The sequence below is a fragment of the Actinoplanes sp. NPDC049118 genome (genome assembly GCF_040648555.1).
In the GTDB taxonomy this organism is placed as follows: domain Bacteria; phylum Actinomycetota; class Actinomycetes; order Mycobacteriales; family Micromonosporaceae; genus Actinoplanes.
The window spans coordinates 174,174-195,169 of sequence record NZ_JBEZDY010000004.1 but is presented as its reverse complement, the minus strand read 5'-3'; the positions used below and the strand labels follow the sequence as shown (position 1 = coordinate 195,169).

General features: G+C 70.9%; 20 protein-coding genes and 2 pseudogenes. 20 read left to right on the top strand and 2 right to left on the bottom strand.

What is annotated here, in order from left to right; translation table 11 throughout:
* The first annotated feature begins 101 nt into the window (after positions 1–101).
* The 19 genes and pseudogenes from AB0B58_RS07790 (at position 102) to AB0B58_RS07700 (ending at position 19,313) form a co-directional block, all read left to right on the top strand.
* The gene (locus AB0B58_RS07790; protein ID WP_360219272.1) at positions 102–1,544 is read left to right on the top strand and encodes a TldD/PmbA family protein; all 1,443 of its coding nucleotides are present in this window, start codon (positions 102–104) and stop codon (positions 1,542–1,544) included.
* Positions 1,545–1,617: 73 nt separating this feature from the next.
* The gene (locus tag AB0B58_RS07785) at positions 1,618–2,994 is read left to right on the top strand and encodes a metallopeptidase TldD-related protein (protein ID WP_360219269.1); all 1,377 of its coding nucleotides are present in this window, start codon (positions 1,618–1,620) and stop codon (positions 2,992–2,994) included.
* A gap of 266 nt (positions 2,995–3,260) precedes the next feature.
* Positions 3,261–3,380 (top strand): annotated as a pseudogene (locus AB0B58_RS07780) (pentapeptide repeat-containing protein); the annotation flags it as partial.
* A gap of 235 nt (positions 3,381–3,615) precedes the next feature.
* Positions 3,616–4,026, top strand: a complete 411-nt coding sequence (locus tag AB0B58_RS07775; RefSeq protein ID WP_360219266.1) for a hypothetical protein — start codon at positions 3,616–3,618, stop codon at positions 4,024–4,026.
* Between the two features lie 157 nt (positions 4,027–4,183).
* Positions 4,184–4,987 carry a hypothetical protein gene (locus AB0B58_RS07770; RefSeq protein WP_360219263.1) on the top strand — a complete coding sequence of 268 codons (804 nt, stop codon included), beginning with the start codon at positions 4,184–4,186 and terminating at the stop codon, positions 4,985–4,987.
* A 10-nt stretch (positions 4,988–4,997) separates the two neighbouring features.
* Positions 4,998–6,905, top strand: coding sequence for a fumarate reductase/succinate dehydrogenase flavoprotein subunit (locus AB0B58_RS07765; protein ID WP_360219260.1), 1,908 nt, complete (start codon positions 4,998–5,000; stop codon positions 6,903–6,905).
* Positions 6,905–7,912 carry a succinate dehydrogenase/fumarate reductase iron-sulfur subunit gene (locus tag AB0B58_RS07760; RefSeq protein ID WP_360219257.1) on the top strand — a complete coding sequence of 336 codons (1,008 nt, stop codon included), beginning with the start codon at positions 6,905–6,907 and terminating at the stop codon, positions 7,910–7,912. The genes AB0B58_RS07765 and AB0B58_RS07760 overlap by 1 nt, the downstream gene beginning before the upstream one ends.
* Positions 7,913–8,022: 110 nt before the next feature.
* Positions 8,023–9,102 (top strand): LPXTG cell wall anchor domain-containing protein, encoded by a 1,080-nt coding sequence (locus AB0B58_RS07755; RefSeq protein WP_360219254.1) that lies wholly within the window; start codon positions 8,023–8,025, stop codon positions 9,100–9,102.
* A 76-nt stretch (positions 9,103–9,178) separates the two neighbouring features.
* Positions 9,179–9,793 (top strand): alpha-ketoglutarate-dependent dioxygenase AlkB, encoded by a 615-nt coding sequence (locus AB0B58_RS07750; RefSeq protein WP_360219876.1) that lies wholly within the window; start codon positions 9,179–9,181, stop codon positions 9,791–9,793.
* A 226-nt stretch (positions 9,794–10,019) separates the two neighbouring features.
* Entirely contained in the window at positions 10,020–10,739 is a 720-nt protein-coding gene (locus tag AB0B58_RS07745) for an ABC transporter ATP-binding protein (protein ID WP_360219251.1), read from the top strand.
* Positions 10,736–11,452, top strand: a complete 717-nt coding sequence (locus tag AB0B58_RS07740) for an ABC transporter ATP-binding protein (protein ID WP_360219248.1) — start codon at positions 10,736–10,738, stop codon at positions 11,450–11,452. Before AB0B58_RS07745 ends, AB0B58_RS07740 begins: the two co-directional genes overlap by 4 nt.
* A gap of 12 nt (positions 11,453–11,464) precedes the next feature.
* On the top strand, positions 11,465–12,343 hold the full coding sequence (locus tag AB0B58_RS07735) for a branched-chain amino acid ABC transporter permease (protein ID WP_360219245.1): 879 nt from the start codon (positions 11,465–11,467) through the stop codon (positions 12,341–12,343).
* A gap of 106 nt (positions 12,344–12,449) precedes the next feature.
* Entirely contained in the window at positions 12,450–13,496 is a 1,047-nt protein-coding gene (locus AB0B58_RS07730) for a branched-chain amino acid ABC transporter permease (protein WP_360219242.1), read from the top strand.
* Complete coding sequence (locus AB0B58_RS07725) at positions 13,493–14,767, top strand: ABC transporter substrate-binding protein (RefSeq protein WP_360219239.1); 1,275 nt, start codon at positions 13,493–13,495, stop codon at positions 14,765–14,767. Before AB0B58_RS07730 ends, AB0B58_RS07725 begins: the two co-directional genes overlap by 4 nt.
* A 128-nt stretch (positions 14,768–14,895) precedes the next feature.
* Positions 14,896–15,651, top strand: a complete 756-nt coding sequence (locus AB0B58_RS07720; RefSeq protein ID WP_360219236.1) for an SDR family oxidoreductase — start codon at positions 14,896–14,898, stop codon at positions 15,649–15,651.
* Entirely contained in the window at positions 15,648–16,424 is a 777-nt protein-coding gene (locus AB0B58_RS07715) for an SDR family oxidoreductase (RefSeq protein WP_360219233.1), read from the top strand. The genes AB0B58_RS07720 and AB0B58_RS07715 overlap by 4 nt, the downstream gene beginning before the upstream one ends.
* A 73-nt stretch (positions 16,425–16,497) precedes the next feature.
* Positions 16,498–17,145: pseudogene (locus tag AB0B58_RS07710) on the top strand (phosphotransferase family protein); the annotation flags it as partial.
* Positions 17,146–17,505: 360 nt separating this feature from the next.
* Positions 17,506–18,711, top strand: a complete 1,206-nt coding sequence (locus AB0B58_RS07705) for an acyl-CoA dehydrogenase family protein (RefSeq protein ID WP_360219873.1) — start codon at positions 17,506–17,508, stop codon at positions 18,709–18,711.
* Positions 18,711–19,313, top strand: a complete 603-nt coding sequence (locus AB0B58_RS07700; protein ID WP_360219230.1) for a TetR/AcrR family transcriptional regulator — start codon at positions 18,711–18,713, stop codon at positions 19,311–19,313. The genes AB0B58_RS07705 and AB0B58_RS07700 overlap by 1 nt, the downstream gene beginning before the upstream one ends.
* Positions 19,314–19,341: 28 nt before the next feature.
* Here the strand turns inward: AB0B58_RS07700 and AB0B58_RS07695 are convergent, their stop codons facing one another.
* Positions 19,342–19,560 (bottom strand): DUF397 domain-containing protein, encoded by a 219-nt coding sequence (locus AB0B58_RS07695; protein WP_360219227.1) that lies wholly within the window; start codon positions 19,558–19,560, stop codon positions 19,342–19,344.
* A 221-nt stretch (positions 19,561–19,781) separates the two neighbouring features.
* Here AB0B58_RS07695 and AB0B58_RS07690 point away from each other — a divergent pair, with 221 nt between their 5' ends.
* Positions 19,782–20,654 (top strand): helix-turn-helix transcriptional regulator, encoded by an 873-nt coding sequence (locus tag AB0B58_RS07690; RefSeq protein ID WP_360219224.1) that lies wholly within the window; start codon positions 19,782–19,784, stop codon positions 20,652–20,654.
* Positions 20,655–20,659: 5 nt separating this feature from the next.
* Here the strand turns inward: AB0B58_RS07690 and AB0B58_RS07685 are convergent, their stop codons facing one another.
* Positions 20,660–20,959 carry a DUF6232 family protein gene (locus tag AB0B58_RS07685; protein WP_360219221.1) on the bottom strand — a complete coding sequence of 100 codons (300 nt, stop codon included), beginning with the start codon at positions 20,957–20,959 and terminating at the stop codon, positions 20,660–20,662.
* Between the last annotated feature and the right edge of the window lie 37 nt (positions 20,960–20,996).

Below are 20,996 nucleotides of genomic sequence, written 5' to 3'. Positions count from 1 at the left end.
AAGGATTCATAATGTTACGCACGAGTTAACGATCCACACCAGAGCACGATGACGATCGATTGATGCGAGGAATGTCGGTGGTGTCGCCTAGGGTTTCGGCCATGAGTGTTGATCACTTCGATGAGGCCGGCGCGGCGGTTCAGGCCGCCCTCGACGCCGGAGCGCGATATGCGGACGCGCGGGTCATGCTGCGCCGCACCGAGACGATGAGCGCCCGCGACGGCGAGGTCGAGGACCTCAGCTCGGAGGAGAGCGCGGGCATCGGGGTGCGTGCGCTGGTCGGCTCGAGCTGGGGCTTCTACGCGGTTCCCGACCTCTCCGACGCCGCCGCCCGCGCCGCCGGCCGCCGGGCGGCCGAGATCGCCGCCGCGAGCGCGCTCGTACCGGGCCCCGCGATCGACCTGACCCCGGCCGGCGCCGGCACGGCGAGCTGGGCCAGCCGATGCGAGATCGACCCGCTCTCGGTGCCGCTGTCGGTCAAGGGCGACCTGCTCGTGGCGGCCACCGCCGCCGCCCGGGACGCCGGCGCCGACCTGGCCGAGGGCATCTACCAGATCTGGGACACCCGCAAGTGGTTCGCCTCCAGCGACGGCCACCGCATCGACCAGCACATCCGCGAGTGCGGCGCGGGCGTCACCGCCAGCGCATACGGCGACGGCGAGATTCAGCGCCGCTCCTGGCCCTCGCACCGCGGGCAGTACGGCACCCGAGGCTGGGAGCTCGTCGACGAGCTCGCCCTGACCGACAACGCCGCCCGGATGGCCGAAGAGGCCCGCGCCCTGCTCACCGCGCCGCTGTGCCCGTCCGGCGAGACCACCCTCATCCTCGGCGGCGAGCAGCTCGCGCTGCAGATCCACGAGTCCGTCGGCCACGCGATCGAGCTCGACCGCATCCTCGGCTGGGAGGCCGCCTTCGCCGGCACCTCGTGGCTCGACCTCGACCAGCTCGGCACCCTGCGCTACGGCTCCGACCTGATGAACATCACCATCGACCCGACGATCCCGGGCGCGCTCGGCAGCTTCGGCTACGACGACGAGGGCTCACCTGCGGTCAAGCGCGACGCGGTGCGCAACGGCCGCTGGGTGGGCGTGCTGGCCGGCCGCGACTCGGCGGCGATGGCCGGGCTCGACTACGCGGGCAGCGTGCGCTCCGACGGCTGGGCGCGGCTGCCGATGGTCCGGATGACAAACGTCGGCCTGGAGCCCGGCCCGCACACGCTGGACGAGATCATCGCGGCGACCGACGACGGCGTCATGATGGACATCAACCGCTCCTGGTCGATCGACGACCGGCGGCTCAACTTCCAGTTCGGCTGCGAGATCGGCTACGAGATCAAAAACGGCAGGCGCGGCCGGATGCTGCGCAACCCGACCTACACGGGGATCGGCCCGAAGTTCTGGCAGTCGATGGACATGCTCTCCTCGGAGACGATCGCGTGGGGCACGCCCAACTGCGGCAAGGGCCAGCCCGGCCAGATCGGGCACACCGGCCACCCGGCCGCCCCGGCCCGCTTCACCAACGTCCGCGTGGGGGTCCGGGGATGAGCGAGCTTGCGAGCGAATCATCAGCTCCGTGTCTGACTCATGTCGTCGCCGGAGCGTCAGCGGAGGGGGCGGCATGAGCGCCGAGTTGGATATTGCGGGGCGGGTGGTCGGGCTGGTCCGGGGGCTCGCTGGGGCGGGTGCCGAGGCCGAGGTCCTGGCCGGACACTCCGCCGAGGCGCTGACCCGCTTCGCGAATTCCGCGATCCACCAGAACGTGGCCGACGCGACCACGACCGTGCGCCTGCGGCTGCACCTCGACGGGCGGACGGCCTCCGGCTCGACCACGGTGACCGACGCCGACGGCCTGCGGTCCCTGGTCGAGCGCACGGTCGCCGCGTCCCGCCTCTCCCCGCCGGACGCCGCCTGGCCCGGCCTCACCCCGCCCAGCCCGCTGCGCCCGGCGGGCGGCTTCGACGAGGCGACCGCGGCGGCCACCCCGCAGGAGCGGGCCGAGCGCGTCCGCGACTTCGTCCGGGCGGCCGGCGGGCTCGAGACCGCGGGCTTCTGCCGCACCAGCTACTCGTCCGGCGGCTTCGCCAACACGGCCGGGCACTCGGCCGAGGGCCGCGCGGCCGAGGCGGCGATGGACGGCATCGCCCGCCTCGACGGCGCGGACGGCGTGTCCCGCCGGGCGAGCGGACGCCTCGCCGACCTCGACGGCGCCGCGCTGGGAGTCCGGGCCGCCGCCAAGGCCCGCGCGGGCGGCCGGCCGATCGAGTTGCCGCCCGGCCGCTACGAGGTCGTCCTCGAGCCGACGGCGGTCGCCGACATCCTCGACAACCTGGCCACCTTCGGCTTCAACGGCAAGGCGTTCGCACAGCACCAGTCGTTCGCGGAACTGGGCGCGCAGCAGTTCGACGACGCGATCACCATCGTCGACGAGCCGCTGGGCGCGACGCTGCCCTTCGACCTCGAGGGCACACCGCGTGACGCGCTGCCCCTGGTCCGCGCGGGCACGACGACCGCGGTGACGCACGACCGCACCTCGGCCGCCGAGGTGGGTGCGGCGTCGACCGGCCACGCTTCAACGATCTCCCGTTCGTGGGGCCCGCTCGCCTCCAACCTGCACCTCGCGGGAGGTCCGGGCGCCGACGCCGCCGCCGAGTCCGGCGACGGGCCGACGGCGGCGTCCGCCCGGGCGCTGGTCGCCCGGATGCGGCGCGGCCTGCTCATCACCGACTTCTGGTACACGCGGGTGCTGGACCAGAAGAGCCTTGTCATCACGGGCCTGACCCGCAACGGCGTCTGGCTGGTCGAGGACGGCGAGGTGACGGCGGCGGTGGGCAACATGCGCTTCACCCAGTCCTACCCGCAGGCGCTGGGGCCGGGGACGGTGCTGGGCCTGGGCAGCGAGGCGATCTCGCTGCCGGACCGGTGGTCGGGGGTCCGCTACACCGCGCCGGCCCTGCACCTGAAGTCCTGGAACATCACCGGCAACGCCTCCGGCTGAGCCGAACGGCACCGGGCAGGCCACGCAGGCGCCTGCCCGGGCCAGCGGCCAGCGGAGCGGTAGGGCGGCCGAGGCGGGCCAAGCCTGAGCGGCAAGTGGTGGGCGGGGCATTGACCGGCGTGTTTCACTGGGCCGGTGAGCGCTGGATCAATGAGTGACGGGCCGCATGACCAGCAGCCCGACGAGCATCAGGCCGCCTACCTCCCGGCCGACGAGCCGACCACCGGCCCGCCCGCCGGCGCAAGCACGATGCCCGGCCCCAGCACATCCACCTCAGGCGCGCCGACCTCGAACACCCCGACGTCAGGCGCACCGGTCTCAGGCGCCCCGGTTTCTGGTGCACCGATCTCAGGCGCACCGATCTCAGGCGCACCGATCTCAGGCGCACCGATCTCAGGCGCACCGATCTCAGGCGCGCCCACGTCCGGCGCACCGGCGTCCGGGCAGGGCCCGGACGGGGCCCCGGGCCCCCGCCGCCGCGGGATAAGGCTCACGCGCGCCGACGCGGACGCCGGGCCCGAGGAGAACGCCGGCAGGCGCCGCCGGCGGCGGCTCTTCATCGCCGGTATCTCGATCGGCGCCGCCCTGGTCGTCATCGCGACCTGCGCCGGCGCCCTCGCCGTGATCGACACCGTCTCCGACTTCCGCGACGACGCCGCCGGCGCCCGGGAGCGCCAGCGTCTCCGGGACGCCGCCTGTGTCGCGCTCGAGACCCGTCTCAACCGCCTCGTCCCGCCCGGCGCCACCACCACGCCGCAGGCCCGGGCCGTCGCCGTCCGGGACGAGAACGCCGCGACGCGGATCTACGTTGTACAGCTCCGCGACCAGCGGGCCGGTGACGGCTGGCGGCAGCTTCTCGACGCCCGTACCGCCTTCGCCGAGGGGCTCGAGGCACAGGCCAGATCCCGGACCCCGGCGTTCTACGTGGCCCCCGAGACACGCGGCCAGGTCTCCGTGGCGGATGAGCTGATCCGCTGGTCACCGGCGCCCTGTGCAGGCGCGATCCGGCGATTGGCAACACCTGACCTGTAGTAAGCCTTCCCTTACACGCCACGAAGCTGACCTTCGTTGTAACGTGTGCCACACATTGCGGATGCACCCCGTCTGACAGGTAGAAACAGGGCAGACAGGATCAAGGCGCGCCCGCCGGCAGACGCAGGTCACTGTCAGCACCGTCAGGGAGACGTCAATGACGACGACGGCAACGAGGCCGGATCCGGGGCGCGCACGCGCCGCGATCGCGGCGAAGACGTTGCGTACGGACCGGTGGTGGTTTCCACCGCTGGTCACCTTCGTGGGACTTACCGCGTGGGTCACCTACGCCACCGTCCGGGTGTTCATGCACCGGGACTTCTTCGTTCCGGCCTACCACTATCTGACCCCGTTCTACTCACCGTGCATCACCGACCGGTGCGGTGACGCGGCCATGTTCGGCACCCCGCTGCCGAGCGCCTGGTTCATTCCGGACGCGGCATTCACGCTGCCGTTCCTGCTGCTCTTCCGCCTCACCTGCTACTACTACCGCAAGGCGTACTACCGCTCGTTCTGGTTGTCGCCGCCGGCCTGCGCCGTGCCCGACGCGCACGAGAAGTACTCCGGCGAGACGCGCTTCCCGCTGATCTTCCAGAACATCCACCGGTACGCGTTCTACGCCGCCGGCGTCATCTCGGTCATCAACACCTGGGACGCCATCATCGCGTTCCAGCACGACGGCGAGTTCGGCTTCGGGCTGGGCAACGTCATCCTGGTCGTCAACGTGGTGATGCTGTGGGCGTACACGTTGTCCTGCCACTCCTGCCGGCACATCGCCGGCGGGCGGCTGAAGCACTTCTCGAAGCATCCGGTGCGGTACCGCTTCTGGACGTTCGTGTCGAAGCTCAATACCCGGCACATGGGGCTCGCGTGGATCACGCTCGGCACCCTCGCGCTGACCGACTTCTACATCATGGCGCTGGCGGCGGGCTGGTGGCCCGACCTGCGCTTCATCAACTAGAGGGCCCCCAATGACAACCCGAATCGAACGACACCACTACGACGTCGTCGTGATCGGCGCCGGTGGCGCCGGGCTGCGGGCGGCCATCGAGGCCCGGCTCGCCGGTAAGCGGACCGCGATCATCTCGAAGTCGCTCTTCGGCAAGGCGCACACGGTCATGGCCGAGGGCGGCGCGGCCGCCGCCATGGGCAACGTGAACAGCCGGGACAACTGGATGGTGCACTTCGGTGACACCATGCGCGGCGGCAAGTTCCTGAACAACTTCCGGATGGCCGAGCTGCACGCCAAGGAGGCGCCGGAGCGCATCTGGGAGCTGGAGACCTACGGTGCGCTCTTCGACCGCACCAAGGACGGCAAGATCTCCCAGCGCAACTTCGGCGGCCACGAGTACCCGCGGCTCGCGCACGTCGGCGACCGTACCGGCCTGGAGCTGATCCGCACCCTGCAGCAGAAGATCGTCTCGCTGCAGCAGGAGGACTTCGCGGAGACCGGCAACTACGACGCGCGGATCCGGGTCTTCTCCGAGACCACGATCACCGAGCTGCTGCTCGACGGCGACAAGGTGGCCGGCGCGTTCGGCTACTACCGCGAGTCGGGCGAGTTCATCCTGCTCGAGGCGCCGGCGATCGTGCTCGCCACCGGCGGCGTGGGCCGCTCCTACAAGGTCACCTCGAACTCGTGGGAGTACACCGGCGACGGCCACGCGCTCGCGCTGCGGGCCGGCGCGACGCTGATCAACATGGAGTTCCTGCAGTTCCATCCGACCGGCATGGTCTGGCCGCCCAGCGTCAAGGGCATCCTGGTCACCGAGTCGGTGCGCGGCGACGGCGGCATCCTGAAGAACTCCGACGGCAAGCGGTTCATGTTCGACTACGTCCCGGACGTCTTCCGCCGGCAGTACGCGGAGACCGCCGAGGAGGCGGACCGCTGGTACAAGGACCCGGACAACAACCGGCGCCCGCCCGAGCTGCTCCCCCGCGACGAGGTCGCCCGGGCGATCAACAGCGAGGTGAAGGCCGGCCGCGGCACGAAGGCGGGCGGCGTGCTGCTCGACATCGCCAGCCGGCTGCCGGCCGAGGAGGTCCAGCGGCGACTGCCGTCGATGTACCACCAGTTCAAGGAGCTGGCGGACGTCGACATCACCAAGGAGCCGATGGAGGTCGGTCCGACCTGTCACTACGTGATGGGCGGCGTCGAGGTCGACCCTGACTCGGCGGCGGCGTTCGGCCACGTCGAGGGCCTGTTCGCGGCCGGCGAGGTGTCCGGCGGCATGCACGGCTCCAACAGGCTCGGCGGCAACTCGCTCTCCGACCTGCTGGTCTTCGGCAAGCGGGCCGGCGAGCACGCGGCGGCGTACACGGAGACGCTGGCGAAGCGCCCCAAGGTGGCCACCGGTGACGTCGAGTCCGCGGTGGACGCCGCGCTCGCCCCGCTGAGCCGGGCGAACGGCGAGAACCCGTACACGTTGCAGCAGGACCTGCAGGCGGTCATGGGCGACCTGGTCGGCATCATCCGCCGCGAGGGTGAGCTGACCGACGCCCTCAAGCGGCTCCAGGAGCTCAAGGTGCGGGTGGCGAACGTCGGCGCGACCGGCGGCCGGCTCTACAACCCGGGCTGGCACCTCGCGCTGGACCTGCGCAACATGCTCATCGTCTCGGAGTGCACCGCGAAGGCGGCGCTGGAGCGGGAGGAGTCGCGCGGCGGTCACACCCGCGAGGACTTCCCGAAGATGAGCCCGCAGTGGCGGCTGATCAACCTGGTCTGCTCGCTGGACAACGGCGACGTGCATCTCGAACGCAAGCCGGTGCCGAAGATGCGCGCCGAGCTGATGAAGCTCTTCGACCGCACCGAGCTCTCGAAGTATCTGACGGACGAGGAACTGGCCGAGTACGACGAGGCAGTCGGGGAGGCGAAGTAATGGAGCGTCACTTTCGGGTGTGGCGGGGCGACTCGTCGGGCGGTGAGATCCAGGACTTCGACGTCGAGGTGAACGAGGGCGAGGTCGTCCTCGACATCATCCACCGGCTGCAGGCGACGCAGACACCGGATCTCGCCTGCCGCTGGAACTGCAAGGCCGGCAAGTGCGGCTCCTGCTCGATGGAGATCAACGGCAAGCCGCGGCTGGGCTGCATGACGCGGATGTCCACCTTCGAGGAGGACGAGACCGTCACGATCACCCCGCTGCGGGCCTTCCCGATCATCCGCGACCTGGTCACGGACGTCTCGTTCAACTACGAGAAGGCCCGCGAGACCCCGGCGTTCGCGCCGCCGCCGGATGTCCGGCCCGGCGATTACCGGATGCAGCAGGTCGACGTGGAGCGCTCGCAGGAGTTCCGCAAGTGCATCGAGTGCTTCCTCTGCCAGAACACCTGCCACGTGGTCCGCGACCACGAGGAGAACAAGCAGGCGTTCTCGGGCCCGCGTTACTTCATCCGCGCGGCCGAGCTCGACATGCACCCGCTGGACGACCGCGGTGACCGCAAGGAGTATGCGCAGGCCCGTCAGGGCCTCGGCTACTGCAACATCACCAAGTGCTGCACCGAGGTCTGCCCCGAGCACATCAAGATCACGGATAACGCGATCATCCCGATGAAGGAGCGGGTGGTGGACCGCCGCTACGACCCGCTCGTCTGGCTGGGCCGCAAGATCTTCCGCCGGGACCAGCTGGACAGCGCACCGGCCGGCTCCGGACGGGAGTCGATGGCGCCCAGCACCAGTGCGGGTGTCACCGGCGTCGCGGCCGGCCTGAGCGCCTCCGGCGCCCGGCCGCCGGAGGCACCACCGCTCAACGTCGACGGCCGGCTGGACGTCGCCGAGATGGTCGCGCAGCATGCGGGCGGCCCGTCGCCGTTCGGCGACGACCAGAAGTTCCCGCTGCCGGAGGGCGGCATCACCTACCGCCATCCGGAGCCGGAAAAGGACTGAACAACACCCGTAGAGGCCCGCTTCGGCGGGCCTTTACCATTCCGTACCCCCGCGGGTCGCGACCGCTTCGCTTCTGCGCTAGGTTCCGTCCACCTGACGGAAGGCTGGACATGTCGATGTGGCTCCGGCGCGGTACGGCTGCGACCTACGCTGCAACCCTGGGCGTCCTGCTCCTGGCGGCGCCCGCCGCGGCGGCACCCGCGGCGCCGGCGCCCTCCGGCTCCGCGGCTCCGCGCAAGGCCGCCGCGCCCCCGGCCAGCGTCGACGCGCGGCTGTTCCTCTACAACGAGGGCGGGCCGGGCTCGGTGGCACCTGGCGCCAGCGTCACCTTCGTGATGTCGACGGCCGGCATCCCGGAGAACGTGCCGCAGCACAAGACCGTCGTGCTGGAGCTTCCGGAGGGGGTCACGTTCCGCGTGGCCAACAACCAGCACGCCTCCGGCCCGTGCGTGCCGGACGCCGCCGGGCGCAGGGTGACGTGCACGACCCAGGACCCGGTCGATCAGCTGCCGGCGACCAACGGCGCCTGGTGGGTGACGACCGACTTCGCCGACGATCTGCCGCTCGGCGAGTACGTCACCGCCAAGGCCACCCTCAGCACGGAGATCCCGGACCCGGAGCAGGACAACAACGTCTCGACCTGGGACGTGTTCGTCGCCACGACCGGCGACATGTCCGTCGCCATCAGCGCTCCGCCCGGACCGTGGAAGGTCGGCGACAAGTTCGACGCGACTTACAAGGTGCACAACTTCGGCCCGCACCGCGCGCCCTTCAGCCTCACCTCGGGGATCAACCCCACCAGCCTGCGATACACCGGCTGGCCGGAAGGCTGCGGCTTCGACCCGGGCGAGATGCAGTGCACGTTCGGCGTGCTCGAGGCCGGCAAGACGTTCGAATTCACCATGCGCTTCGAGGTGAGGGAGTACGACGCCGACGGGATCTCGCTGACCCCGACGGTCTACCCCGGGAACCAGGACACCAACGCCGCCAACAACAAGGCCAGCTACCGGGCCGACATCATCAAACCGTCCGCCTCCCCCTCGCCGTCGCCCACCGGCGGCCAGGCCGGCGGCGAACCGACCCTGCCGATCACCGGGGCGCCGGCCGTCCCGCTCGCGGCGGCCGGGCTGAGCCTGCTCGCCGCGGGGGCGGGCGCCCTGCTGCTGGCCCGGCGCCGCCGCACCTCCTGATCGCCGCCCCGCGCCGCATTGGCACACGCGTGCTAATGCGGCGTAGGGTGTCCGGGTGACCGCCTACCAGCCGTCGATGCTCGACCTCATGGCCGGCCCGGCCGCCACGCTCGGGCCGCTGAGCGGCGGCCTGGTCCGCCACCGGCTGACGGCGGGCGCCTGGGTCGACGTGCTGCCCGGCTGGGTGCGGGGCTCGGACCAGGTCTTCGAAACCCTGCGGACCGAGGTCGACTGGCGGGCCGAGCGCCGCCAGATGTATGACGGCGTGGTCGACGTCCCCCGCCTGCTCCGCTGGTACGGCCGCGGCGAGGCCCTGCCGCACCCGGCTCTGACGGGCGCCCGCGACCGCCTCTCGGCCCACTACGAACCGGAGTTGGGCGAGGACTTCGTCACGGCGGGCATGTGCCTCTACCGCGACGGCCGCGACAGCGTGGCGTGGCACGGCGACACCCACGGCCGGTCCTCCCGCGAGGACACCATGGTGGCGATCGTGTCCTTCGGCTCCCCGCGAAACCTGCTGCTCCGCCCCCGCGCGGGCGGCGCGGAGACCCTGCGTTTCCCGCTGGGACACGGCGACCTGATCGTCATGGGCGGCTCCTGCCAGCGCACCTGGGAACACGCGATCCCCAAGACGGCGAAGCCGGTCGGCCCCCGGGTCAGCGTGCAGTTCCGCCCGATCGACGTCGCCTAGCCGGCACACACAGCCCGCAGCGCCCGCCTCGCCGGGCGCTGTTCGTCGCGCGCTCCGGCCCGGCCCATCGATGAGCGGCGACGCCTCGCAGCCCGGAACCTTTGTCGAGCCGGATGTTTCGGGGCTATTGACACCGGGTCTCAAGAACTTACACTCGGAGTGTAAATAGTTACCCGCGTCACATCCCCCACCTAGGACAATGTCCGCCCTCAACGCCGAGGTGACGATGCCCCAGCCAGATTCCGCCGAGACCGACAAAGGGCTCGTTCTACATCAGATCGGAGTCCGCTTCGGCGGCCTCGTCGCCCTCGACGGCGTCTCGCTGCGGGTGCCACCCGGCCGGACGGTGGGCGTCATCGGCCCCAACGGCGCCGGCAAGACCACCCTCTTCAACGTCGTCTGCGGCTTCGTCGCGCCGACCACCGGCACGCTCACCCTCGACGGCAGCCCGCTGCGGCCGCGCCCGCACCGGCTGGCCCGCCTCGGCATCGCCCGGACCCTGCAGGGCGTCGGCCTGTTCGCCGGCATGACCGTGCTCGAGAACGTCATGGTCGGCGCCGAGCACGCGGGCCGGCCGGCCGACTCCGCATGGGAGGCGCTGGAGCAGTGCGGCGTCGCCGAACACGCCCACGCGCTACCCGGCGGCCTGCCGTACGCGGTCCGCAAACGCGTCGCGCTGGCCCGCGCCCTCGTCGCCCAGCCCCGCCTGCTCCTGCTGGACGAGCCGGCCGGCGGCCTGGGCGCCGACGAGATCCAGCAGCTCGGCGAGCTCATCACCGGGCTGCCCTGCGCCGTCCTGCTCGTCGAGCACCACATGGATCTGGTCATGGCCGTCTGCGACGAGATCCTCGTGCTCGACTTCGGCAAGCCGGTCGCGCACGGCACCCCCGCAGAGATCCGCACGAACTCGGCGGTCGCGGACGCCTACCTGGGTGCCGCGGCGTGAGCGGGCTGCTGGAGGCCGAGCAGATCACGGTCGGGTACGGCGCGGCGCCCGTCCTGCACGGCGTCGACCTGTCGGTGCCGGCCGGCGCGATCACGGCCGTGCTCGGTGCGAACGGCGCCGGCAAGACGACGCTGCTGCGTACCCTCTCGGGTCTGCTCCGGCCGGCACAGGGCCGGATCCTGCTCGACGGCCAGGACCTGCGCGGGGTCCGGGTCGAGGAGATGGTGCGGCGCGGGGTGGCGCACGTGCCGGAGGGCCGCGGGGTCGTCACCGAGCTGACCGTCGACGAGAACCTGCGGCTCGGCGGCCTGTGGCGCAAGGACCGCGCGGACGCGAAGCGGGCGCTGGACGAGGTGTACGACCTCTTCGAGCCGCTCGCCCGCCGCCGCCGCTTCCCCGGCCACCAGCTCTCCGGCGGCGAGCGGCAGATGCTCGCGCTCGGCCGCGCCCTGGTCGGCCGGCCGCGGCTGCTGCTGCTGGACGAGCCGTCGCTGGGCCTGGCGCCGCGGGTGACCGGCCAGATCATGGGCCTGCTGCGCACCCTGCGGGACTCGACCGGCCTGACCGTGCTGCTCGTGGAGCAGAACGTGCGCAGCGCGCTGTCGGTCGCCGACACCGGCGTCGTGATGTCGCTGGGCCGGGTCGTCGCCGGCGCGGACGCGGCGACGCTGCGCGAGGACGAAGACATGCGACACGCATACCTCGGATTCTGAGAAGGGAGGGCCATGGACCGGTTCGTTTTCCTGACGTTCGACGGCCTGGGCCGGGGCGCGGTGTACGCCGCGTTCGCACTGGCGCTGGTGCTGATCTGGCGGGCCACCCGGATCGTGAACTTCGCGCAGGGCGCGATGGCGGTGGCCACCGCGTACGTGGGCTATTCGGTGGCCGGCGCGACCGGCTCGTACTGGCTCGGCTTCGTGGTGGCGGTGGCCGGCGGGCTGCTGCTCGGCGCGGTCACCGAGCGGGTGGTGATGCGGTTCGTCGACCATTCGTCGCCGCTCAACGGTGTGGTGGTGGCGCTCGGCCTGGTCCTGGTCATCCAGGGCGTGCTCGGCATGACCTACGGCAACGAGTTCCGCCCGGCCGGCGCGCCGTTCAGCCGGGACGCGTTCAGCGTCGGCGGGATCGCGCTGCTGTCGCGCTTCGACCTGTTCGTGTTCGCGGCCGTGTTCGCCGTCGTCGCGCTGCTGGCGGTCCTGTTCACCAGGACGACCGTCGGCCTGCGGATGCGGGCCTCGGCGTTCGCGCCGGACGTGTCGCGGCTGCTGGGCGTCAACGTCGGCGGGATGCTCACGCTCGGCTGGGCGCTGGCGGCGGCGGTCGGGTCCATGGCCGGCATGCTCGTCATCCCGACCGAGCTGGGCCTGCATCCGAACGCGATGGACATCGTCTTCGTCTCGTCGTTCACCGCGGCCGTGGTCGGCGGGCTGGACAGCCCGTTCGGCGCGGTGGCCGGCGGGCTGATCGTCGGGCTGCTGCTCTCCTACGTCAGCGGCTATCTGGGCGCGACCGTCGCCCCGATCGCCGTCCTGCTGCTGCTCGTCGTCGTGCTCCTCGGCCGCCCCGGCGGCCTCTTCTCCCGATCGGCGGCGAGGGCGGTATGAGCGAGCTTGCGAGCGAATCATCAACTCAAGTGTCTGAGCTTGCGAGCGAATCATCAGCTCAGTGTCAGACTCATGTCGTCGCCGGCGCGCCAGCGGAGGCGATGGCATGAGCGCGACCCTGGCCCCGGCGGTACGCACCGGCCGGCGCGTGCCCGAGACGCGGCGGAAGGCCGGCTATCTGCTGTGGACGGTGGGCGCCGCGGTGCTGATCGTCGCGCTGACCTACGTCCTGCCGCCCTTTCGCAACTACCAGCTCGCGACCGTCGGCGCCTACCTCTGCGTGACGGCCGGGCTGACGGTTCTCACCGGGCTGAACGGGCAGCTGTCGCTCGGGCACGGCGCACTGATGGCGACCGGGGCGTACACGGTCGCGCTGCTTCAGGAGCGGCTCGCCGGCTCCGGGCAGTGGACGCTGCTGGTCTCCGTCGTCGCCGCGATCGTCGTGACCACGATCGCCGGCGGGATCGTCGGGCTGGCGGCCGCGCGGCTGCGCGGCCCCTACCTGGCCGGGCTCACCCTGGCCGTCGCGGTGGTGGTACCGGCCATCACCAGCACGTTCGACACGACCTTCAACAGCGACCAGGGCCTGAGCGTGTACGTCGATCCGCCGCCGCTGGCGCTCGGTGCGACGTTCCCCTACGAGCGCTGGCAGGCCTGGCTGACCTGGACGGGCGCGCTGCTCACCATGTTCGTGCTGGCGACGCTGATCCGCGGCCGGTTCGGCCGGTCGCTGCGTGCCGTACGCGATGACGAGGCCGCCGCCCGCATCGCCGGGGTGAACGTCGCGCGCACCCAGGTCCTGGCGTTCGTGGTGAGCGCGGCCTGCGCGGGCCTCGGCGGCGCGCTCTTCGCCGTGCTCGCGCAGAGCGTCTCACCGGGAGCGTTCCCGCTGTCGCTCTCCCTGTTCCTCGTGATGGCGATCGTGATCGGCGGGCTCGGCAGCCTGGCCGGCGCGGTCTGGGGCGCGGTCCTGCTGGTCGCGCTCCCCGCCCTGACCCATTCGGTCACCGACTCGATCGACGTGTCGCCGGCGGTCGCGCAGCGGCTCGAGGGGAATCTGCCGCTCGCCCTCTTCGGCATCACGTTGATCGTCGTCATGCTCGCCGCCCCCGGCGGAATCGCATCCCTCAAACCCAGAAGGAGAAAGGCATGAGACGCATCTGGTCCGCGCTCGCCGTGATAACCCTGGTGGCCGCCGCAACTGCCGGTTGCAGCGACGACGGCACGAGCGGCAGCAGCGGCGGCGGCAGTGTTCCCGGCGTGACCGGCACGGACATCCTGGTCGGCACGCACATGCCGCTGACCGGTCCGGCCGCGGCCGGCTACTCGAAGATCGCGCCCGCCACCAAGGCGTACTTCGACTTCGTGAACGCGAACGGTGGCGTGCACGGCCGGAAGATCAGCTACAAGATCATGGACGACCAGTACAACCCGGCGACGACCCAGCAGGTGGTCCGCGAGCTCGTCCTGCAGGACAAGGTCTTCGCGATCCTGAACGGCCTGGGCACGCCGACGCACACCGGCGTGCTCGACTTCCTCAAGACCAACCGCGTGCCGGACCTCTTCGTCGCCTCGGGCAGTCGCAGCTGGGACCAGCCGGACAAGTACCCGGGCACGTTCGCGTTCAACCCGAACTACACCGTGGAGGGCAAGATCCTGGCCTCACACGTCAAGGAGACCCTGCCCGGCAAGAAGGTCTGCTTCCTCGGTCAGGACGACGACTTCGGCCGCGACAGCCTGGCCGGCATCGAGAAGGTCCTCGGCCCGGTCGCCGCGAAGCAGTCGTACGTCACGAGCAACCCGAACGTCGGCCCGCAGATGGGCGCGCTCAAGCAGGCCGGCTGCCAGGTCGTCATGCTGGCGACCGTGCCCGGCTTCACCGCGCTGAGCATGGGTACCGCCGCGAAGATCGGCTTCAAGCCGCAGTTCGTGGCCTCACAGGTCGGCGCCGACCTGCGCACGCTCACCAAGCAACTGGGCGCGGCCGCGCCGCTCACCGAGGGCCTGATCTCGGCCAACTACCTGCCGATGAGCGGCGACGACGCCAACCCGTGGATCCAGCTCTACAAGAAGGTGAACGCGCAGTACAACGGCAACGCCGACTTCGACAACAACATCGTCTACGGCATGTCCGTCGGCTACCTCTTCGTGCAGACCCTGCAGGCGGCCGGGAAGGACCTGACCCGGGAGGGGATCATCGCGGCGGTGGAGAAGGGCGGATTCCAGGGCCCGGGCATCGCTCCGCTGCGCTACTCGGCCCAGGACCACTCCGGGTACGGCGGCGAGCAGCTGACCAAGATCGAGGGCGGCAAGCAGGGCTACTTCGGTACGCCGTACGAGACCGACGACGCCGACGGGCCGGTTGCGGCGTACCCGGTGCCGGCCGCGGCGCCGCCGCAGAACGGGATTCCGGTCGCCTCCTAGCACACGGGCAACGCAAGAGAAACGGTTGCGACTCGCCGTCAACAGATGCAGGGTTGGCGGCGAGGGGCGGCTACTCGTCAGCATTTCGCACTGTTAGTGTGAATTCATTCTTGGGGGGTCTTGACCGGATGTCGAAGCTTTCGGGTGCTGTGGCGATCGTGACCGGGGCAAGTCGAGGAATCGGGTTCGCCATCGCGCAACGCTTCGTCGCCGAGGGCGCCAGGGTCTGCATCACGGGACGGGACGCCGGCGCCCTCGAGACCGCGACCAAGGACCTCGGCGGGCCGGGCGTGGCCATCGGCGTCGCCGGCAAGGGCGACGACGCCGCGCACCGCGCCGCCGTGGTCGACACGGTCCTCGGCACGTTCGGCCCGGTCACCACGCTGATCAACAACATCGGCATCAACCCGGCGTACGGGCCGCTCGCCACGCTCGACATGGGCGCCGCGCGCAAGATGTTCGAGGTCAACGTGCTCGGCACCCTCGGCTGGGTGCAGGAGGCGCTGCGTGGCGGCCTCGCCGAGGCCGACGGCTCGATCGTGAACATCTCGTCGATCTCCGGCGTCCGGCCCGCGCCGGGCATCGGGTTCTACGGCGTCACCAAGGCCGCGCTCATCCACCTGACCGAGGAACTGGCCGTGGAACTGGCGCCCCGGGTGCGGGTCAACGCCGTCGCGCCGGCCGTCGTCAAGACCCGCTTCGCCACCGCGCTCTACGAGGGCCGCGAGGAGAAGGTCGCGGCCGCCTATCCGCTGGGACGGCTCGGGGTTCCCGAGGACGTGGCCGGCACGGTCGCGTTCCTCTGCTCCCCGGACGCCGCCTGGATCACCGGCCAGACCGTCGTCATCGACGGCGGCATCACCCTGACGGGAGCGGGCGAGTGAGCCGACAGCGAGTGATCGTCACCGGGGCCGGCGGCGGCATCGGCGCGGCGCTGGCCCGCCGGTTCGCCGCCGACGGCGCACGGGTGATCGTCAACGACCGGGACCCGCTGGCGGCGCAGGCCGTGGCCGCCGAGATCGGGGGATTCGCGGTACCGGGTGACGCCGGCAGCGAGGCGGACGTGCGCCGACTCGTCGACACGGCGTGGGAGGAGCTCGGCGGCTGCGACCTGTTCTGCGCCAACGCCGGCATGCTCTCGCCCGGGTCGGCCGACGCGAGCGACGCCGACTGGGAGCGGGCCTGGCAGGTCAACGTCATGTCCCACGTGTACGTGGCCCGCGCGGTGCTGCCACGCTGGCTGGAGAACGGTGGCGGGCGGCTGCTCTTCACCGTCTCCGCGGCCGGGCTGCTGACGCTGCTCGGCAGCGCGCCGTACTCGGTCACCAAGCACGCGGCGCTCGGCTTCGCGGAGTGGCTGCGCGCGACGTACGCACACCGCGGCATCACCGTGCAGGCGCTCTGCCCGCAGGGCGTGCGCACCGATATGTTGACCGGCGGCCGGGACAGCGCCAGCAAGGCACAGCTCGCCGCGACCGCGATGGAACCCACCGAGGTCGCGGCCGCGGTTGCCAAAGCGCTGGAGGGCGACAGCTTCCTGATCCTGCCCCACCCCGAGGTGGCCGAGTACTACCGGCGCCGCGCGACCGACCCGGACCGCTGGCTCGGCGGAATGAACAAGATCCAGCGCGGCTTCGACGTGGCGGGGATCGCATGAGCGAGCTTGCGAGCGAATCATCAGCTCAGTCTGAAACTCATGTCATCGCCGGAGCGTCAGCGGAGGTGATGGCATGAGCGGGCCGCCGGGGCTCGATCTTGAGAGGTTGCGGGCCCACCTCGGCTCCGGCGAGCTGGCCGCGACCATGTTCGCCGGCGGCCGGTCCAACCTCACCTACGCCGTCAGCGACGGCACCGACCGCTGGGTGCTGCGCCGCCCGCCGCTGGGCCACGTCCTGCCGACCGCGCACGACATGTCCCGCGAGCACCGGGTCCTCGCCGCGCTCTCCGCGGCCGGCTTCCCGGCGCCGCGGCCGGTGCTGATCTGCACCGACCTGGACGTGATCGGCGCGCCCTTCTACCTGATGGAGTACGTCGACGGCACCATCTACCGCGACGTCGAGGCGCTCGAGACGATGGGTACCGCGGCGATGCGCGCGCTGACCCTCTCCCTTGTGGACACCCTCGCCGACCTGCACGCCCTCGACCCGGCCGAGATCGGGCTCGCCGACTTCGGCCGCCCGGAGGGCTTCAACGAGCGCCAGGTCCGTCGCTGGAAGAAGCAGCTCGACGCGTCCCGCAGCCGCGAGGTGCCGGGCATCGAGGAGCTGCACGCCCGGCTGGCCGAGAAGATCCCGGACGGCGCGGGCGCGGTGGTGCACGGCGACTACCGGCTCGACAACGTGCTCATCGGCCCGGGCCTGGAGATCAACGCGGTGCTTGACTGGGAGATGTCGACGCTGGGCGACCCGCTCAGCGACATCGCCCTGATGCTCGTCTACGCCGGGCGCCCGATGCTGAGCAAGGACGGTGAGCCGCGCCACGTCCCTCTCCGTACCGGGGCATCCGAGCCTCGACGAGATGGCCGGCCGCTACGCCAAACGCTCCGGCCGCGACGTCTCCGACCTGCACTGGTACGTGGCCTTCGCCGCGTTCAAGCTGGCGGTCATCCTCGAGGGCGTGCACTACCGGTACGTTCAGGGCCAGACCGTGGGAGCGGGGTTCGACACGGTCGGCGCGATGGTCGCGCCGCTGGTGGCACAGGGACACGAGTCGCTCGACGCAGCGCTGGAGGGAAACTGATGGACTTCGCGTTCGACGAGAAGACCGAGGACTACCGCAAGCGGCTCCTCGCCTTCATGGACGAGTACGTCTACCCCGCCGAGGCCACCTTCGACGAGGGCTACGCGAACGACTGGTCGCCGCCGTCGATCATCACGAGGCTGCAGTCCCAGGCGAAGCTCGCCGGCCTGTGGAACCTCTTCCTGCCCGGCGAGCACGGCGCCGGCCTGACCAACCTGCAGTACGCGCCCCTGGCCGAGCTCACCGGCCGCTCGCCGGCGATCGCCCCGCCCGCGCTGAACTGCGCCGCGCCGGACACCGGCAACATGGAGGTGCTGGCCCAGTTCGGCAGCCCCGAGCAGCGGGAACGCTGGCTGCGACCGCTGCTGGACGGCACCATCCGGTCGGCGTTCGCGATGACCGAGCCGCAGGTGGCCTCGTCCGACGCGACGAACATCGGCACCCGGATCGCCCGCGATGGCGACGACTACGTGATCAACGGCCGCAAGTTCTACATCTCCGGCGCGATGAACCCGAACTGCCAGATCTTCATCGTGATGGGCAAGACCGATCCGGACGCCGCCCGGCACGTGCAGCAGAGCATGATCCTGGTGCCCCGCGACACCCCGGGCCTGACCATCCGGCGCGGCATGACGGTCTTCGGCTACGACGACGGCGACCACGGCGGCCACGCTGAGATGATCTTCGAGGACGTCCGGGTGCCGGCCGGGAACCTGATCGGCGAGGAGGGATCCGGCTTCGCCATCTCGCAGGCGCGCCTTGGGCCGGGCCGGATCCACCACTGCATGCGCCTGATCGGCATGGCGGAGCGGGCACTCGAGTTGATGTGCCGGCGCTCCCTGACCCGTACCCCGTTCGGCAAGACCCTCGCCGAGCAGGGCGTGGTCCAGGAGTGGATCGCGGATTCGCGGGTACGCATCGAGCAGTCCCGCCTGCTGGTGCTCAAGGCCGCCTGGCTGATGGACACGGTCGGCAACAAGGGCGCGCACACGGAGATCCAGGCCATTAAAATCATCGTCCCGACCACCGCCGAGTGGATCATCGACAAGGCGATACAGGCGCACGGCGCCGCGGGGGTCGGCCAGGACACGCCGCTGGCCCGTCTCTGGTCGCAGGCACGCACGCTGCGGCTGGCGGACGGCCCGGACGAGGTACACAAGCGCTCGCTGGCCCACCGCGAGCTCAATCGCTATCGGAGCACCTGATGCCGGCCACCTCTCCCCGCCCGACGCAGCGCATCGACGGCCGCACGGCCCGCTCGGAGCGCACCCGCAACGCCATCGTCGAGGCCCACGTCGCCCTGATCGTCAGCGGCGACCTGCGGCCGACCGCGGATCGCATCGCCAAGCAGGCCGGCGTCTCGCTGCGTGCGCTGTGGAGCCACTTCGCCGACATGGAGGCGCTCTTCGCGGCCAGCGGCGAACGGATCCTGGAGCAGCGCGACGAGGCGCACGAGCCGATCCCGACGGACCTGCCGCTGAAGGCGCGCATCGACGCCTACTGCCATCAGCGGGCGCGCCTGCTGGAGCAGGTGGCGCCCGCGGCCAAGGCCTCGTCGTTGAAGGAGCCGTTCTCCCCCGCGCTGCAGAGCTACCGCCGCAGCCACACGGATCGCGTCTACGACGAGCTGAAGGAGCTCTTCGCCCGCGAGATCGGCGACGACGAAACCCTGCTCGCGGCGCTGACGGCGGTGAGCATGTGGCCGACCTGGGGCACCCTGCGCGATGCCATGGGCATGGACACGGAGGCCGCCCGGGAAGTGCTGACCTGCACGATCACGGCCCTGCTGACCGCGCCGCGGGGCTGACCGGCGCGAACCGCGCCCCCGCCGGGACTCAGCCGGCGTGTCCCGTGACGGGCAGGTCGAATTCGCTGCCGCGGACTCCGCTGAGGAAGTCACCGAATGTGGCGCGGGTGAAGGACAGCACGGGACCGTCCGGGTTCTTGGAGTCCCGGACCAGGACCGCCGCGGGATCGGTCATTACCTCCACGCAGTTGCCGCTCGAGCTCCGCGTGCTCTTGCGCCACTGCGGAACCTCGTCACGCGTGTCCATCCGACCGACCTCCAGCTGTTATGGCGACAGCCGGAACGCACCTCGGCGCGTGGGCTGTGAAGTCTGAATTCTTGGGCTTTGTCCCTTGACAGGCCGGGGTCATAGCCCTGAATCAAATCAGGATGCTAGAGGCAGCCGCGTCCGAGTGCAATCATCCACCTGCATTTTGCATTAGGCTTACCCGGAAGAGATCCGTTCCGCCGACTTCACCGGAGTTCGCCATGACCGAGCCGGTCGGCCCCGCAATCGCACGCCAGCGACTGCACACCTATCTCCGCGACCGCAGGGAGGCGCAGGGCCACACGGCCTCCGCCGTCGCCAAGAAGATGCGCTGGTCTCAGAGCAAGCTCAACCGGATCGAGAACGGCGTGGTGACCATCCAGCCGATCGAGGTCAAGGCCCTCCTCGAGTTCTACGGCGTGCACGACCCCGACGAGGTCGAGCGGCTGATGGACCTCTCCGAGATCTCCCGGGAGCGCCGCTGGTGGCGCGAGGAGAAGCTCTCCCAGGAGTTCAAGGACTTCGTCGCGTACGAGAGCGAGGCCTCCGGCCTGAACGGCTACTTCGCGTTGTTCGTCCCCGGCCTGCTGCAGACCCCCGCGTACGCGCAGGCGCTCAGCTCGCCGGCGATCCGGGAGGCGGTGGCGGACTCCACCGGCATGGACCTGACCGAGGTCCGCCGCAAGCGCCAGGAGACGCTCTTCGATCGGCTCGACGGCAGCCGGCCGCCGACGCTGAGAATGGCCATCGACGAGGCCGTCCTCCTGCGCCCGGTCGGCGGCGGTCAGGTGATGGCCGACCAGCTGGACCACCTGCTCGCGGTCTCCCGGCGCCCGACGGTGCAGCTCACCGTGGTGCCGCTGGCCCTCGGCGCGCACGGCGGCCTCGGCGGGACGTTCGAGCTGCTCGAGTTCGCGGGCAAGCAGGACGAGAGCGTCGTGTTCATCGAGACGGCGGTGGACGACTTCCTGCTGACCGAGAAGACCAAGACCGACACGTTCCGGAAGATCATGGACGACCTGCTCTCGTCCGGGCTGTCCGGCAGCGACGCGACCCGCGAGATCAGGGCCGCTCGCCGGCGCCTGCCGGGCTGACCCGGTCACAACAGCGGCGGACGGTTGATCTCGACGGCCCGGATGAGGGCGCGCCGGACCCGTTCGAACTCCGCCTTGTCGCGGGTGGCGAAGAGCAGGACGTCGGCTCCTCGATAGCCGGCCCGCAGCTCCATCCATCCTGGATCGCGCAGCGGCAGGTGGCGCAGGACCCCGTCGAGCTCGGCGATCGGATAGCGGTCGTGCGGCGTCTCGACGTACCAACTGGTGACGACGATGCGGCTGTCGGCGTAATACACGGCCCAGCCGCAGTGCGGGTTGCTCGGGGAAGTGCGGTCGATTGACATAGGACCCCTCCGGTCGCCGCTACCCCGATTGTCCACT